Origin of the sequence: Acholeplasma granularum ATCC 19168, from assembly GCF_000526235.1 — a bacterium.
Taxonomy (GTDB): domain Bacteria; phylum Bacillota_I; class Bacilli_A; order Acholeplasmatales; family Acholeplasmataceae; genus Acholeplasma; species Acholeplasma granularum.
Window position 1 is genome coordinate 43,213 of the sequence record NZ_JAFR01000011.1, and the last position, 15,152, is coordinate 58,364.

The window sequence follows — 15,152 nt, forward strand, 5'->3', positions numbered from 1 at the left end:
TAATTAACCTCAACTATTCGTTTCTATCAAATATTTCTTCAATTTCCTTAATATCTTTGATATCTTTATCTAGAATGATACTTGAATTTCTCATAAAAAGCAATCTATCCGATACGAGTCTAGCAAATCTTAAGTCATGGGTTACAATTAAAATGCCTATTTTACTTTTTTTAAGTTTTAAGATGATGTCTACTAAATCATTTACTGAAATTAAATCGAGTGCAGATGTTGGTTCATCAAATAACAATATTTTAGGATTTGTTGCAAGCGCACGTGCAATAGCAACCCTTTGACGTTGTCCACCTGATAATGTAATCGGGTAACTTTCTATTTTATCTTCCAAATTAACTAACTTTAATAAATAATTTGTTTGTCGTTCTAAAAAATATTTATTTTTTTTATGAACAAGTTTAGGTGCAAGTTCAAGATTTTGTTTCACATTTAAATTATCAAATAAAGCAAAATCTTGAAATATAAAACCAATTTTACTTAATAGATTTTGTTTAACTTTTTTGTTTTGTTTAAATAAAGATACATCATCTATAAAAACCTCACCAGAATCAAGAGACTCTAAACCATTAATTAATTTAAGTAAAGTACTTTTACCAGAACCAGAAGGTCCAATTATACTTAATACCTCACCCTTATCTAGATTAAAGGATACATCATTTACAGCATGCATTTGATTATATTTTTTATTTAAGTTTTTAGTAGTAAGTAACATTTATTTAACCCCATAATATTTAGCATATTTCTTTTCTAACTTTTTAAAAATTAAAACAATGATATAAGTCAATAATAAATAAATAGCTGCAGCAACAAAGTAAGCATCCACTCTAAAATCTCTATTAACTAGCTCTCTGGTATTTCTTAGAATATCAGAAATTGCTACAGCACTTAAAAGTGCTGTATCTTTAATTAAAGTAATCAGTTCATTGACAACACTTGGTAGTGTCTTATGAAGTGTTTGAGGTATGATAATATGTCTATATCTTTGATAAGGACTGAGTGATAATGAAATAGATGCATCATATTGATTTTTAGATATTGAATCCATGCCACCTCTAAATATTTCTATAAAGTAGGCTGTGTAATTAATTATAAATGTGAATATTGCACCATATAACTCATCAAATAAAAAGAGGCTTCCAAACATAATAGGTAAACCGTATATAACAAAAAAAAGTTGTAGTAGAAGTGGAGTTCCTCGAATAATCCATGTATAAAAATTGATTGTACGTTTAACTATCTTTATACTAGATCTTCTAATGACTGCAAAAAGTAATCCTAATGGTATAGAAAGTAGAGTAAAACTAAAGACTAGAAGGGTTGTTTTAGACCCTTCTAGTATATATTTTAAAATATCTATATAATTCATTAGCCTCTAATAAATAGATCCACACCAAAGTATTTAATAGATATTGGTTGAATCAATCCTTCTTCATATAGTTCATCTAAAATAGAATCAATTTTTTCTTGAAGTTTAACATCGCCTTTTCTAAAACCTATACCATAAGTTTCATTACCAATTTTTTCATCACTAATTTGGTAGGTGTTATTTGTATCTTTCATGACAACATATCTTGCATAAATCTCATCAACAATGACAGCATCTACTTGACCTGCATTTAATGATAGGACTGCATCATTTGAAGTTGTATATTTTTTAATTTCTTTAACAGTTGATGTAATTGCTTCATTTTTAGATGTTGCAATATCAGCAGAAGAACTATTTTCTAATCCAATATTTTTATTCTCTAGATCACTAATAGAATTAATTCCAGAATTGAGTTTAGATAAAATAATTAAGTTATTATCAAAATATGGTTTAGAAAATTGCATTTCTAATTTTCTTTCATCGGTAATAGTTAAACCATTCCATATGGCATCAATACGTCTAGAATCAAGTTCTACGACCTTTGCATCCCAGTCGATATATTTAAACTTTAATTTTATATCCATACGTTCAAAGACCAATTTTGCAACCTCTATGTCAAATCCACTAGGATTACCATCTAAATTATAGCCCATCGGTGGAAAATCAGTAAAACCCAAGATAAACTCATCTTGGGTTTCAATATATTCTAAATCTGTTAGGGTATTGCCACAAGCACTTAAGATTATGCTTGTAAGTATGACTGATGCAATTATAATTATTTTTTTCATTGTTAAATACTTCCTTTTTTTAATAAATTTATAATCATTATACTTTAATACTCTAGTGTAGTAAAGTATCAAGTATATGAAAATGTTTTCATACATAGAAAAAAAGTTCACTTTATATATTAAGTGAACTTTAAATGAATGCTTTATGCAAATATTTCCGATATATTTATTTTTTCTTTATAAAGAGATTTTTTAATTAGTAAACCAATAACCCAGATTAGTGCTGCAACAAAACTAAAACCTATAAAATATATCATAAGGAAAGTGATACTGTTAACGTGAGGTTCAATTAATGAAAGTATAGGTATATGATTACCAAATCTTTCATTAATAAAGAACATATTAAATGTTTGATCAATTGTTGAAAGGTTAAATAATAAATTCATTGATAATGCTACAACTAATAAAATTAAAAATACAAGTGAACCTTTTAAAAAACCTTTAAATTTAAACTCAATTTTAGTAATTAAAAGTGATATGCCAATACTTGCCATTAATCCATGATGGATCATCGTTTGAATATTGATACCAATTGTTGGGATAAATACATCGGCCGGATAAAGCATAACAGCAATCCCTGCAAATGTACTATAAGTTGCTAAAAAAGATAGAAGATAAGTATCTATTTTTTTATTTTTACTTATGCCATAAATTGTAAATAAATACATTGGTGTTGAACAAAACTGAAATGGAAATGCATACCACTGATAATGTCCTGCTTGATATGTAAAAATTACTTGTTTATAGATTTCTAAAAAAATCATAAGAAGACCACTCATTAATAATATTTTTTTAGTTTGTGGTACTGTACTTGTTTTAAATTTTTTAGCGAAAAAATATGTTGATATGACAAGTATAAGTAAAGATAAATAATGAAACCAGCTTTCTAAAAAACTTGCATATGCTTTAGGTGTTTGCATACTAGAATTAAGTAGCTCTAATAAAAAGTTCATAAAGTAAGTGCCCCTTTGAGTCATTAGATAATAACAATCATAAATTATATACTATTATGTTTTAAAAAGGTATAAATTTAACTTAATATACATAAAAATGATAGTAACTTACATGTGATAGATTAAAAAGGATAATACTTGACTATCTATTCGTAAAAGCTTAAAATGAAATTACCATAAAGAGAAGGCAAGAGACAAGCTCTATGACCCTTCAGCAACCTAGTATAATATATACCAAGGTGCTAAAGCTTGAATGATGGCATAGAATATTTGATTAATATGTCTAAATGCCATCAAACAATGGCATTTTTCTTTTTTGGATAAGGAGGAAAAAAATGGAATTAATAGAAAAATGGCTACTTAGATTAGAAGATGATAAACTAGTGATTACATCAAAAAAGACAAGTAAACATGCACCGATTAACAGAGTTTTAGATGAAGTCGGGTTATATGACTTTGAACCAATAAAAATAGATAATAAAACATATATTGTTGTATCAGATTTTAAAGAAATACACAAAACAAGAGTGTTGGTAATGAAAACACTAGAAACACCTATATTTAGTGGTGTAGTTGATTTAGAAGAAATTGATAAAACAAATATGGAATTAATTGCCGATAAATTTTTAAGAACAAAATCAAATATCGTTTCATAAATAACTAACCATGCAGGAAAAGGGGTCATTTCCTGCATGGTTAGATATATGAATGATAAAATTAATTAATTTATATCGTTTGCTAGGATTCCATATGATTATATTTCTTTTGAAGTAATTACTGTATATAGTGTAAATTTTTTAATATATCAATTGCTATTTCGTCACGAAAACTATATAATAAACGTGACGAGGTGATTATATGCAAAGACCAGACTATCAAGGGCAAGTATTAAATCAAATTGAAAGTAAACCGGCAGGCACACTATTTATTTATAGTGATTTTTTTGAAATTGCAGAGGCAACAGCAATTAGGCAAATTTTAAGAAGACTTTCAAATGAAAAAAAGGTGACAAAAATTATGGATGGTATGTATGTCAAATTGGAATATAGTCATGTATTAAAAAAATATATATATCCATCAACGATTAATGTTGCACAGACACTTGCAAGAAAATTCAACTGGAATATATATCCGTCTAAACATACAGCATTGAATATTGTAGGATTATCTACTCAAATATCAAATACGTATGAATTCTTAAGTGATGGACCATATAGAAAATATATATACTTAAGTAATGAAATTAGTTTTAAAAAATCAGCTAATAAAAAAATAAAGATAAACTCAGATGTTTTGATTAATCTTATCATTGCATTAGATGCATATGGTAAAGATACAATAAAAGATAATGAAGTGCAAATAATAAGTAAGTACATAGAAAATAATAAACTGACAGAAGAACTATTAGATCAAAATAAAACAATCCCTGAGTGGATGTACTTAGTCATAAAAAACATTCTAAAGAAAGGACAGAAAAATGATTGATATTGCTTTGATGGATATAAAAGAAAGAGAATTACTGTTTAGAGAAACTGCACGAGTTAGTGGATTAAGTGAAGCTATTATTGAAAAAGATTTTTGGGTATGTTTTATGCTTAAACATCTATTTGTAAGTTCTAAATTTAAAAATGATATATATTTTAAAGGTGGTACGAGTTTATCTAAATGCTATGGTCTTATTCAAAGATTCTCAGAGGACATTGATATCATACTGAATTGGACTTTTCTTGGTTATACAGAAGGTGGACCTTGGCAAGATAGATCAAATACAGCACAGGAAAAGTTAAACGAAGAAATCAATCGTAAGACAAGTGAATTTTTAGAATCTATATTCGTTCCAACGTTAAAAGATGAACTTGAAAAACAAGGGTTTGATGCGTTTAAAATTGAAATTGATGAAAATGATGGATTGACAGTCCTATTCACATATCCAGCAATTTATGATGATAAGTATATTGTTCCAAGAATTAGGTTGGAGATAGGTGCTCTAGCAGCTAGACTACCAATAGAAGAAAAAGTAGTAACTCCCTACATTGAAGACTACCTAAAAGAATCAATTAATGGTTATGGATTTAAGGTGAACGTCATTAGTGCAGTACGCACTTTATTTGAGAAAATAACGATATTACATGGTGAAGCAAATAGAATATCAAATCATCCAATCAGATATGCAAGACATTATTACGATGTATATAAGATGGTAAATACACTGTTATTAAATGAAGCGCTAGCAAATATTGAATTACTAAAAGATGTTGTAGAGTTTAAGATGAAATTCTATAGGTCACCAAGATCAAAATATGAAGAAATACTAGAAGGGAATTTGAGACTAGTTCCGAGTAATGATGCAATCAAGGTGTTTGAAAAAGACTATGAAGAAATGAAACAAATGTTTTTTGGAGATATTCCAGAGTTTAATGATATTATTAAAAAAATTAGTGATGTTCAAGCTATTTTTAATAAACAAATACTAATTAGATACTAAAAAACGAATAATACGAAAAAAACAAAGGATAAGGGATAAATATATGATGATAGATGAAGAACTTAAATTTTTAGGTAAAAAATTTAGATCGATTGAATGATGGTGAGATTAAAGCTGTTTATGAAAAAATCTAAAATGACACAGGCATATTTATATTTATTCATTTTATTGGTAAAGACTTCGTCAATAGAGATAACTTCGCCTAATTTTCTAGGGTGGGTATCGATGTGCTTATCAAATATATTAATCACACTTTGACTAGATACATTAAATAACTTTGCTGTATCAGCGAAGTTATGATGGATATCTTTTAAGTGATTTAAGATAGATAGTTTGGTGTTTAAACTCATACGTTCATATGATTGGTTAAATATAAATATAATTGGTGAAGATTACCACATCGATAGATACCATTTAAATGGCATCACAATCGATCATGGAATTAGCTATGATAAGTATAACAGACTTAGACAAATTACAAATATGGGTAAAGCTGTTGTATATAGATATCAAGATGACGGCAATCCATATCATGTAGACGATCCGAGATACAACATATATCAATTTGAAGAAAGCCCATTAACTGCAGGGCTTACTCAAATCATAGATCCTTACGAAAATACTAAATATACGTATCACTATGATAGAAATAGTAACTTATATGGTTATGATAATGGCAATAGTATAGTACCCATAGAAGTAATGCGTATAAATGGTACTGATCTGTCATATACATATGGTCCAGATAAAAACCACACAAGACTAGCAAGCGTTATACATGATGAGAGCCATCAAACCCCATATGTCATGGAAACTAATGATAGTTTCAATGAAGAAAATATCAGAAGAGATTTTAAATTTAAATACACTTATACAAATGAAACTGGATCAGTTGGTATCTTAGACCGCATTAAGACAGTAGAAGCTAATTTCAAACATAATGAAGATCAGGCAGCACAGCTTACAGCGTATGACTATAAAAATGCCAATCAGATATTAGATAAAGTAACTACCACACTCATACAACAACAAGCACAGCATCAAAAAACAGTTATAACAACAAATTACCATACCGAAAACAACGAGATAACTATTGAAGAATCTATTGTAAAATATGCTAAAAATGCGTATAATGAATATGAACAAATTGGGCAGGAAGATAAAGACATCACCTTTTCATATGATAAACTTGGACGTATATCCTATGAAGTCAAAGGTGATGGTACCAGACTAGATTATACATATTTAGGATCTACAAATAAACTCTTAAAAATTCATAAAAATCAAGTACTATATAAGAACTACACATATGATCAAGATAAACTAACCCATATTAATAGTCATAGTGTCGTATACGATAGTGATGGATATATGATAAGTTTTAAAGGGATGCCCATTGTTTATGATACTAGAGGTTTTATTGTCGAATATGGATCAGACACATACTACTATAACCATAAGGGGATAAGGTATAAAAAAGAAACACCAAATGGTTATAGCTTATATTATTATGATGATACTAGATTACTAGCAGAAGCAATATATGAATTAGATAATAATACATATAAATTAAAAGATACAATGCATTTCTTCTATAATGCATTGGGCATAGCCGGTATATCATATAAGGGCATAAAGTATAACTATGTATTAGATGCATATGGCCATGTAAGTCAGATACATAAAGATGGTAGACTCATTGGTGCCTATAGTTATGATGCATTTGGTAACCATGAGATTGTATATTATACAACAGATACTGAAGAAATAGCATTACTCAATAACAATCCATTTAGATGGAAAGGTTATTATCAAGATGTTGATACACAGATCATCTGGATTGGAAAAGTGCCTTATAATAAAAAGTTGGGTGAATGGTTATCAGAAGCATTCATTCAAGGTATGGATAGCCAGATGATGAGGGGGATATCATTATATCCTTACATGGGGATTGATCCAGTCGTGTACCTGGATAGTAGCGGGAATTCATGGGAGTCATATTGGAAAACGGGTATAGGATTTGTCGCCGCAACTGCATTGCTTGCAGTTACTGCTGTAGCAGTTGTAGCTTTTGGAGGAACTCTCCTAATTCCAGCATTAATTGGTGCAGGAATTGGTGCCGGGACAAGCGTTATTGGTCAAGGCGTAGGTAATATGATGTCTGGAAAAGGATTTTTTGATGATTTTAGTCTAGAGTCTGTTTTCTTTGGTACCATTGCTGGGGCAGCTTTTGCAACTGGTGTTGGAGGTCTTTTTGGAGCGATAGGTATAGGAGCAGTTTCTAATGGGGGATTATCTGCTATGCAACAACAAAGTTGGACGAACATTGGAATTGGTGCTCTAGTTGGAGGAGCGGCAGCAGGAGTTGGTTATGGATTAGGTAAGTTGGTGTCTACCCAAGTATTCAAGAATAGTGATGTGGTATTCAGTGACATCTATCAGATGACTTTAATGGATACTAATAAATTCAATGCCGTAATGATTGCATTTGCATCCACGTACTATACTTTTATTCCGTCTGCAACAAACGGTGCTGCAAGAGCTGTAATAAATTACTTAAATAAATTAAGAGGTGAGTAATGTGAATAATAAAAAAAAACAAAATAAAGCAACTTTATTTATTGTAGTAATAACAAGTCTAATCATCTATGTGTTATTAATGATTTTATGCATAAATAAACTTGTTATTTCTTATAACCCCTTAAGTCTTACACTTATGAGTATTTCATTTGGGTTTTACATGATTGGTTTTCTAATCATGGCTACCCCTAAAAGATTTTACAATCTTATATATAAATTGTTTCACAAAAGTCTCGAAGAAGGATATTACCAGATTACTATGGCAACATATGAAAATAATAAATTCTATATACAATCAGAACGAGTTCTTTTGAACTTATCATATATTATATTAATTATCATTTTACTTATAGGCTGATTTATATCTAGATTACAAACTTTAGTTTAGCTTTTAATGCCGCAACGTAGTTATGTTTATAGTTAAGTTGCGGTATACTAAACTGAGTATAAAAAGAATGATTGGAAAATTTGTCTTACTTGTAGATTCAGTTGAACTAATTCTTTTATTGCCACATGTAATCATGTGGTTTTTTGTACTTCAGTGAAGATGATGATAAAATGATTTTAGTATGAATCAAGGGATATCCAATTTTAATATTTATAGTAGAGTAAGCCAAGGTGAAAACACATTCTTGCTGAGTAAAAAGGCATATACATTTAAAGAAACACACTATGAAATTCATGAGATAAAAGATACCGTTATTGGACATGATAACTTTAATATATCATCAAATACTAGCAATTTTGTTAAAATTTATTATAATGGATTGATCAAAGCATCATGTAGTAATGGACTGGTTACCGAATATCTTTATGATGCTTATGGCAATATTGAAAAGGAAATTATACATGAACAAGCAGAACCAAGTAATATCATTAATGAAATTACTTATGCATATGATAATGTTATCCCTTTAGGAAGAGAAAATCCAATATATATAGTCCAAAATGATGAAAGAATTGATTTTGAATATCACCCTATAAGTAAAAGAATCATTTCAGAAACAACTAGTCATATTCAAAAAACATATAGTTATGATTTGTTTCAAAACCATGTGATTGATGAATCTGGTACTATGTCAATAAATCGGACAATATAAAATTAGAGAATCATGCTTTTAGTGATAACTTTGCTGTTTCACTGAGTTCATATTGTCTTTCGAATGCTTCCGGACTAATATAATCTAGTGTTCCATGAATTCTGTGATTGTTGTAAAATGTTTCAATGTATTCAAATACGAGTGATTTTGCGTGAGGTAGATTTAGAATGTCATACCGATTTAACCATTCACGCTTTATAAGAGCGTGAAATGATTCAATACAGGCGTTGTCCCAGGGATCTCCCTTCTTAGAATAACTTGGTGTCATATTTGAATTAAATAATTTTAAATATTCTTTGGAAATATAATGACTACCACGGTCATTATGAATAATAAGTGGCTCATCTATTTTTCTTAATTGCTTAGCTTTTTTAACACATTCAGTTACACAGATAACCTCTAGTGTATCTGTTAATTTCCAAGCGATAATCTTTCTTGAAAACAGATCCATTACGCTTGTTAAATAAACGAACTTATCATATCTTGTCCAAATATAAGTGATATCAGTAACCCACACAGTATTTGGTTTATCAACCTTGAAGTTACGCTAAACATGATTAACCAATGTAGAACTTAAATCACTGTTTATCGTCGTTTTAGTTGTTTTCTTAACATAATGCGCTTTAATGCCCATTTGCTTCATATACACACTTACAGTGCGTAATGAAGCCTTAATACCGCGTTTCTTTAGTCGTTTATAAATCTTAGGTGCACCATAGATTTCCTTAGATTCTGTATGAATCGCTTTAATTGCTTTTTTAATACGTTTTCTTTGAAGTTCGGTTTTACTAGTTGTTCGCTTCAAAAAGTTATAATATCCGGATTTTGAAACACCTAATATTGCCAGCACCCTGAAAACTTAAAATACGGTGTTTCTCTTCTTTAACCAATTGATAAATTATTTGGGTTCTTCGCTTAAGACATGCCGATAGCTTTTTTTAAGATTCTTAGTGCGTCCTCTTTTGATTGTAATTCACGCTTTAATCTAGCATTTTCTTTTTCTAAGTCACTTGAGTAATTTCCACTTCCTCGAACCTCAATTGTATTGGTTGTTTCAAATTCTTTTGCCCACTTGTAGTATGATGCTGCTGTAATACCTAGATTCCTACATACTGCTGCAACGTTTAACTCTGGGTGATCTTTTCGATATTGAAGTGCGTTTAACTTAAATTCTTTATCGTAATGTTTTGCCATAGAAAGTTCATCTCCTTATCTTGTTTTATTTTATCATGAACTCTCTATTCTTAACTTGTCCTATTTATATGCTAACATCAATTAGGAAGTAAGCATAATATTGATTTGAATAGTGTTAGTAAGAGCATGATAAATAAACAAGAAATAAAAGTAAAAACATTTTCAAGTAATAGATTATTAGAAATTCCCGACATTTTATTTGATGCAATTTTGGTCGAAAGAAAAAAATATGAGAAAAACAGAAGCAGAAGAATTAATGATAAGACTACACCATTTAAAGATTTAGGATATATATGTTGCACTACATATGGAAATCCTAGATCTTCAGGATTCCTTTTCAATCACTATAAAAAACTTCTTAAAGAAGCAAAATTGCCAGATATTAGATTCCATGATTTAAGAGCTACTTATTGCACGATTTTAGTAGGTGAAAATTTTAGTCCAAAAGCAATATCAAAATTGATGGGCCACGCCTCAGAAATCATATCAATTGATGTTTATACAGATAACTCTAAAATCATCGAAGATTGCTTATTAGAACTTGAACCATTTATTGAATCAGTAAGACCTAAATTATCAGAAAGTACTGCAGATGATGAAATAGAAGATTCGATAGAGATGGATACATATATTAATAGTTTGTTAAATTAAAATAACAAGTATGAATACATGAACATAACATGAATTTCTTGTTATTTTTCTTTATAAATGTTAAAATTGATTAGATAATTTCAAGTAAAATTATTTAGCACTATTTAGTTGGGAAACGGAATTTTTGTGACTTAATTTCGTCCCCAACAAAAAAAATTCATTTTATGCATCAAAAAGTAGTCTTTGGAGACGAATTTGGGGACTAAATAAAGGAATTTACACACTAAATTTTGGCTGTATATGACTATAGTAATTATTTTAAAAATCTAAAGGAGGCGTTATCATGTTCAAATTAGTATCACCTTTTAAACCGAGTGGTGATCAACCAGAAGCTATCGAAAAACTAATGAAAAACTTTAATGACGGCCTTACTGAGCAAATATTACTGGGTGCTACAGGTACTGGTAAGACCTTTACGATTGCTAATATCATCCAAAAATTAGGTAAGAAAACACTCGTTTTAGCTCATAATAAGACATTAGCTGGTCAATTATATGGGGAACTCAAGAGCATATTCCCTGCTAATCGAGTGGAGTATTTTATATCTTACTATGATTATTTTCAACCAGAAGCATATGTAGTTTCATCTGATACATATATAGAAAAGGATTCATCAATTAATGATGAAATTGATGAACTGCGCCACTCTGCAGTGGCATCATTACTTACTAGAGAAGATGTGATTGTTGTTGCATCTGTTTCATGTATATATGGTATTGGAGATCCAGATGATTATAAAAATGCAACTATCTTTTTAAGAGTTGGTGAAGAATATGGTAGAAATCAACTACTTAATAGATTAATCGACTTAACCTATGAAAGAAACGATATTGATTTTAAAAGAGGAACATTTAGAGTAAGAGGGGATTCAGTAGAAATTATTCCAGCCAATGAAGCAAACCAAGGGATACGTGTTTCTTTTTTTGGTGATGAAATTGATGATATTATCTTATTTGATCCATTAACGGGTGTTTCTAAAGAGCGCACAACATTTATATCTATTTTCCCTGCAACGCTATTTATGGCTAATAAAGATAAAATGAAAGAAAGTATCCGTAGAATTAAAAATGAACTAGCTGAACAAATTCATTTTTTTCAAGGAGAAAATAAGTTACTTGAAGCTCAAAGAATTGAGATGCGTACGAAATACGATATTGAAATGCTTGAAGAGATAGGTTTTACATCAGGTATTGAAAACTATTCAAGACACATCGCACTTCGAGAAGCTGGTGAAACACCTGCAACATTAATTGACTTTTTTGGTGACGATTATTTAATGATTATTGATGAATCTCACGTAACGATTCCTCAAATTAGAGGTATGTACTTTGGAGACCGTTCTAGAAAAGAAAACTTAGTTAATTTCGGTTTTAGATTACCAAGTGCTCTAGATAATAGACCTCTTAAATTTGATGAATTCCAAAAAAGACAAGATAAAGTCATTTATCTATCTGCAACACCTGGTCCATATGAATTAGATAAAATGCTACCTATTGTAGAACAAATCATACGTCCTACTTATTTACTAGATCCTCTAATAGAAATTAGACCAACTAAATCTCAAATAGACGATTTATACTTTGAAATTAAAAAACGTATAGAAAAAAATCAAAGAGTACTTGTTACAACACTTACAATCAAGATGAGTGAAGATTTAACAAGACACTTTAAAGAATTAGGACTTAAAGTAGCATATTTACACAGTGAAGTTAAATCCTTAGAAAGAACAACGATTCTAAGAGCACTTCGAATGGGTAAATATGATGTATTAATTGGTATAAACCTCTTACGTGAAGGACTAGACTTACCCGAGGTTGGATTAGTAGCAATCCTTGATGCGGATAAACAAGGTTTTCTTAGAAGTGAACGTTCATTAATTCAAACAATTGGACGTGCTGCAAGAAATATTGATGGTAGAGTCATAATGTATGCTGATACAATTTCAGAGTCAATGCAAAAAGCAATGGATGAAACCAATAGACGACGTAGTATTCAACAAAAATATAATGAACTATATGGTAAAACACCAACTCAAGTGGTAAAAGAAATTAGAGATGATATATCTATTAAAGGTGTTATCACCGATAAAGATTTAGATAATCTAAAACTCGATCAGAAACAAAAAGAAAAAGAAATTAAACGACTAGATACTTTAATGCGACAAGCAGCTAAAGATTTAGACTTTGAAAAAGCAATGGAAATTAGAGACTTAATATTCGAACTAAAGGCGGAAAAATAAAATGAAACAAATTAATTGGGACTTAAATGACTTATACAAAGGTTTTGATGAAACCTTTAAAAATGATTTAAATAAATTAGATAAACTGGTTAAAGAAATGGCAAACCATTTATCAAATAAAACAACAGATGATATAACATACATAGAAAAAGCTTTAAAGTACGATGAAGAAATTACAATTCTTGGTCGTACAATCGGTAGTTTTGCTAGTCTATCATCTGCAACTGATGTATCTAATAATGAAGCATTAGGTTATTTATCTAAATTATCAGCAATCTATAGACAACTGACTAAACCAAATGTCATATTTAGTAGATATCTTACAACAATTAATTTAGATGAACTTGCAAAATCATCTAAATTAATTAATCTATATGTATATAATCTAAAAAAAGATCAAGATAATGCAAAACATTTATTAACTGAACAAGAAGAAGACTTATATGCAAAATTAAGTGAATTAGGATCACGTTCTTGGACACAAGTACAAACACTTGCAACAGCAAACCTAATGATTGAAGTAGATGGTAAAGAACTAACATTTTCAGATGTTAGAAATCTTGCTTATGACAATGATCAAAATGTTCGTAGAACAGCTTATAAAAAAGAATTAGAAGCTTATGAAAAGGTTGATGATTTTGTTGCACTAGCACTTACTAACATTAAACGTGAAGTCAATACTATAAATGAATTAAAAGGATATGAATCAGCACTTGATAAAACATTAAAACAATCTAATATGAGAAAAGAAACATTAGATGCAATGTTAAGCGCAATGCATGATTTCAGACCTAATTTTGCAAACTACTTAAAAGCAAAAGCAAACTACCTAGGGCATAAAGATGGTCTTCCTTGGTATGATTTATTTGCACCTGTTGGGAATTTAAGTAAAACTTATACATATGATGAGGCAAAAGACTTAGTCTTTAATGCTTTTACATCTTATACACCAGCACTAGGAAATTTTGCTAAAAAAGCATTTGACAAAAACTGGATAGATGTATACCCTAAAAAAGGAAAACGTGGCGGCGCATTTTGTTCAAACCAACCACAAATCGGTCAATCCAGAATACTATTAAACTTTACTGGTGCACTTGATAATGTATCAACCCTTGCACATGAACTAGGTCATGCATATCACGGAGAGATGATTAAAGATAACCATCCACTACACTGGAGTTATTCTATGCCTTTAGCAGAAACTGCATCGATATTTTGTGAAGCGATTATGAATGATTACCTACTTACTCAAGTAAATGATAAAAAAGAAAGATTATCTATATTAGAAATGGGTCTACAAGGTGATACTCAAGTAATTATTGATATCTTATCACGCTTTAAATTCGAATCTAAATTACTAGAAAATGCAAACCGTCCGATTTCTAAACATGAAATGAATACATGGATGTTAGAAGCTCAAAAAGAAAGTTACCTAGACGGGCTTGATCCAAAACAATTACACCCATATATGTGGTTAGTTAAAGGACATTATTATAGTGCTGGACTAAACTTTTATAACTTCCCATATGCATTTGGTCTACTATTTGGAAAAGGCCTATATGCACAGTATTTAAAAGATAAAGAAAGTTTTATTAAAAACTACGATAAATTACTTAAATTAACAACTCAGGCAGATGCTGAGGATGTTGCTTTAAGTATGGGTATTGATATTACAAAAAAATCATTCTGGATGGATTCCCTATCTATGATAGATCTAAATATTCAAGAAGTAATTGAATTGTTACAAAAGAATTAAACGTGTGTTATAATAAAGTAACTATTAA

The 15,152-nt window shown here is 29.7% G+C and carries 15 protein-coding genes, 1 pseudogene and 1 riboswitch; of the genes and pseudogenes, 8 read left to right on the forward strand and 8 right to left on the reverse strand.

Annotated features, from left to right (window positions below):
* Window positions 1-13: 13 nt before the first annotated feature.
* The 4 genes from G324_RS07350 to G324_RS0105180 form a co-directional block, all read right to left on the reverse strand.
* A complete protein-coding gene (locus G324_RS07350) occupies window positions 14-724 on the reverse strand; it encodes an amino acid ABC transporter ATP-binding protein (protein WP_051457537.1) in 711 nt (236 codons plus the stop codon).
* A complete protein-coding gene (locus G324_RS0105170; RefSeq protein ID WP_025725326.1) occupies window positions 725-1,378 on the reverse strand; it encodes an amino acid ABC transporter permease in 654 nt (217 codons plus the stop codon).
* Window positions 1,378-2,166 carry an amino acid ABC transporter substrate-binding protein gene (locus G324_RS0105175; RefSeq protein WP_025725327.1) on the reverse strand — a complete coding sequence of 263 codons (789 nt, stop codon included), beginning with the start codon at window positions 2,164-2,166 and terminating at the stop codon, window positions 1,378-1,380. The genes G324_RS0105170 and G324_RS0105175 overlap by 1 nt, the downstream gene beginning before the upstream one ends.
* A 143-nt stretch (window positions 2,167-2,309) precedes the next feature.
* Entirely contained in the window at window positions 2,310-3,119 is an 810-nt protein-coding gene (locus G324_RS0105180; protein WP_025725328.1) for a YwaF family protein, read from the reverse strand.
* A 171-nt stretch (window positions 3,120-3,290) separates the two neighbouring features.
* Window positions 3,291-3,382: riboswitch (SAM riboswitch) on the forward strand.
* Window positions 3,383-3,454: 72 nt separating this feature from the next.
* Here G324_RS0105180 and G324_RS0105185 point away from each other — a divergent pair.
* From G324_RS0105185 to G324_RS0105195, 3 genes are all read left to right on the forward strand, one after another.
* Window positions 3,455-3,775: a hypothetical protein gene (locus tag G324_RS0105185; RefSeq protein ID WP_025725329.1), complete on the forward strand. Its 321-nt coding sequence runs from the start codon at window positions 3,455-3,457 to the stop codon at window positions 3,773-3,775.
* A 202-nt stretch (window positions 3,776-3,977) separates the two neighbouring features.
* Window positions 3,978-4,604, forward strand: coding sequence for a DUF6088 family protein (locus G324_RS0105190; protein WP_162146930.1), 627 nt, complete (start codon window positions 3,978-3,980; stop codon window positions 4,602-4,604).
* A complete protein-coding gene (locus G324_RS0105195; RefSeq protein ID WP_025725331.1) occupies window positions 4,597-5,604 on the forward strand; it encodes a nucleotidyl transferase AbiEii/AbiGii toxin family protein in 1,008 nt (335 codons plus the stop codon). The genes G324_RS0105190 and G324_RS0105195 overlap by 8 nt, the downstream gene beginning before the upstream one ends.
* Window positions 5,605-5,687: 83 nt before the next feature.
* On the opposite strand, the gene G324_RS07990 is transcribed toward G324_RS0105195, so the two are convergent.
* Window positions 5,688-5,954 carry a hypothetical protein gene (locus G324_RS07990; RefSeq protein WP_156921282.1) on the reverse strand — a complete coding sequence of 89 codons (267 nt, stop codon included), beginning with the start codon at window positions 5,952-5,954 and terminating at the stop codon, window positions 5,688-5,690.
* Between G324_RS07990 and G324_RS0105200 the strand changes: the two genes are divergently transcribed.
* Together G324_RS0105200 and G324_RS0105210 are read left to right on the forward strand one after the other, a co-directional pair.
* Window positions 5,941-8,184 (forward strand): ATP synthase subunit c family protein, encoded by a 2,244-nt coding sequence (locus G324_RS0105200; RefSeq protein WP_025725332.1) that lies wholly within the window; start codon window positions 5,941-5,943, stop codon window positions 8,182-8,184. The genes G324_RS07990 and G324_RS0105200 overlap by 14 nt on opposite strands.
* A 569-nt stretch (window positions 8,185-8,753) precedes the next feature.
* Window positions 8,754-9,284 (forward strand): hypothetical protein, encoded by a 531-nt coding sequence (locus G324_RS0105210; RefSeq protein WP_156921283.1) that lies wholly within the window; start codon window positions 8,754-8,756, stop codon window positions 9,282-9,284.
* Window positions 9,285-9,294: 10 nt separating this feature from the next.
* Here G324_RS0105210 and G324_RS08085 read toward each other — a convergent pair.
* From G324_RS08085 to G324_RS0105220, 3 genes and pseudogenes are all read right to left on the reverse strand, one after another.
* Window positions 9,295-9,819 (reverse strand): annotated as a pseudogene (locus G324_RS08085) (IS3 family transposase); the annotation flags it as partial.
* 12 nt (window positions 9,820-9,831) lie between these two features.
* Complete coding sequence (locus G324_RS08090) at window positions 9,832-10,089, reverse strand: IS3 family transposase (protein ID WP_210994115.1); 258 nt, start codon at window positions 10,087-10,089, stop codon at window positions 9,832-9,834.
* A gap of 110 nt (window positions 10,090-10,199) precedes the next feature.
* The gene (locus tag G324_RS0105220; RefSeq protein ID WP_025725335.1) at window positions 10,200-10,478 is read right to left on the reverse strand and encodes a transposase; all 279 of its coding nucleotides are present in this window, start codon (window positions 10,476-10,478) and stop codon (window positions 10,200-10,202) included.
* 126 nt (window positions 10,479-10,604) lie between these two features.
* On the opposite strand from G324_RS0105220, the gene G324_RS0105225 reads away from it, so the two are divergent.
* The 3 genes from G324_RS0105225 to G324_RS0105235 all read left to right on the forward strand — a co-directional run bounded on the left by G324_RS0105225 (window position 10,605) and on the right by G324_RS0105235 (window position 15,124).
* Complete coding sequence (locus tag G324_RS0105225) at window positions 10,605-11,129, forward strand: tyrosine-type recombinase/integrase (protein ID WP_051457538.1); 525 nt, start codon at window positions 10,605-10,607, stop codon at window positions 11,127-11,129.
* Window positions 11,130-11,412: 283 nt separating this feature from the next.
* Complete coding sequence (gene uvrB / locus G324_RS0105230; RefSeq protein WP_156921284.1) at window positions 11,413-13,368, forward strand: excinuclease ABC subunit UvrB; 1,956 nt, start codon at window positions 11,413-11,415, stop codon at window positions 13,366-13,368.
* A 1-nt stretch (window position 13,369) separates the two neighbouring features.
* A complete protein-coding gene (locus G324_RS0105235; RefSeq protein WP_025725338.1) occupies window positions 13,370-15,124 on the forward strand; it encodes a M3 family oligoendopeptidase in 1,755 nt (584 codons plus the stop codon).
* The last annotated feature ends 28 nt before the right edge of the window (window positions 15,125-15,152 follow it).

Coding starts and splice junctions, on each gene's coding strand:
- G324_RS07350 (WP_051457537.1), bottom strand. CDS start 724: ATGTTACTTACTACTAAAAACTTAAATAAAAAATATAATCAAATGCAT.
- G324_RS0105170 (WP_025725326.1), bottom strand. CDS start 1,378: ATGAATTATATAGATATTTTAAAATATATACTAGAAGGGTCTAAAACA.
- G324_RS0105175 (WP_025725327.1), bottom strand. CDS start 2,166: ATGAAAAAAATAATTATAATTGCATCAGTCATACTTACAAGCATAATC.
- G324_RS0105180 (WP_025725328.1), bottom strand. CDS start 3,119: ATGAACTTTTTATTAGAGCTACTTAATTCTAGTATGCAAACACCTAAA.
- G324_RS0105185 (WP_025725329.1), top strand. CDS start 3,455: ATGGAATTAATAGAAAAATGGCTACTTAGATTAGAAGATGATAAACTA.
- G324_RS0105190 (WP_162146930.1), top strand. CDS start 3,978: ATGCAAAGACCAGACTATCAAGGGCAAGTATTAAATCAAATTGAAAGT.
- G324_RS0105195 (WP_025725331.1), top strand. CDS start 4,597: ATGATTGATATTGCTTTGATGGATATAAAAGAAAGAGAATTACTGTTT.
- G324_RS07990 (WP_156921282.1), bottom strand. CDS start 5,954: ATGAGTTTAAACACCAAACTATCTATCTTAAATCACTTAAAAGATATC.
- G324_RS0105210 (WP_156921283.1), top strand. CDS start 8,754: ATGAATCAAGGGATATCCAATTTTAATATTTATAGTAGAGTAAGCCAA.
- G324_RS0105220 (WP_025725335.1), bottom strand. CDS start 10,478: ATGGCAAAACATTACGATAAAGAATTTAAGTTAAACGCACTTCAATAT.
- G324_RS0105225 (WP_051457538.1), top strand. CDS start 10,605: ATGATAAATAAACAAGAAATAAAAGTAAAAACATTTTCAAGTAATAGA.
- uvrB (WP_156921284.1), top strand. CDS start 11,413: ATGTTCAAATTAGTATCACCTTTTAAACCGAGTGGTGATCAACCAGAA.
- G324_RS0105235 (WP_025725338.1), top strand. CDS start 13,370: ATGAAACAAATTAATTGGGACTTAAATGACTTATACAAAGGTTTTGAT.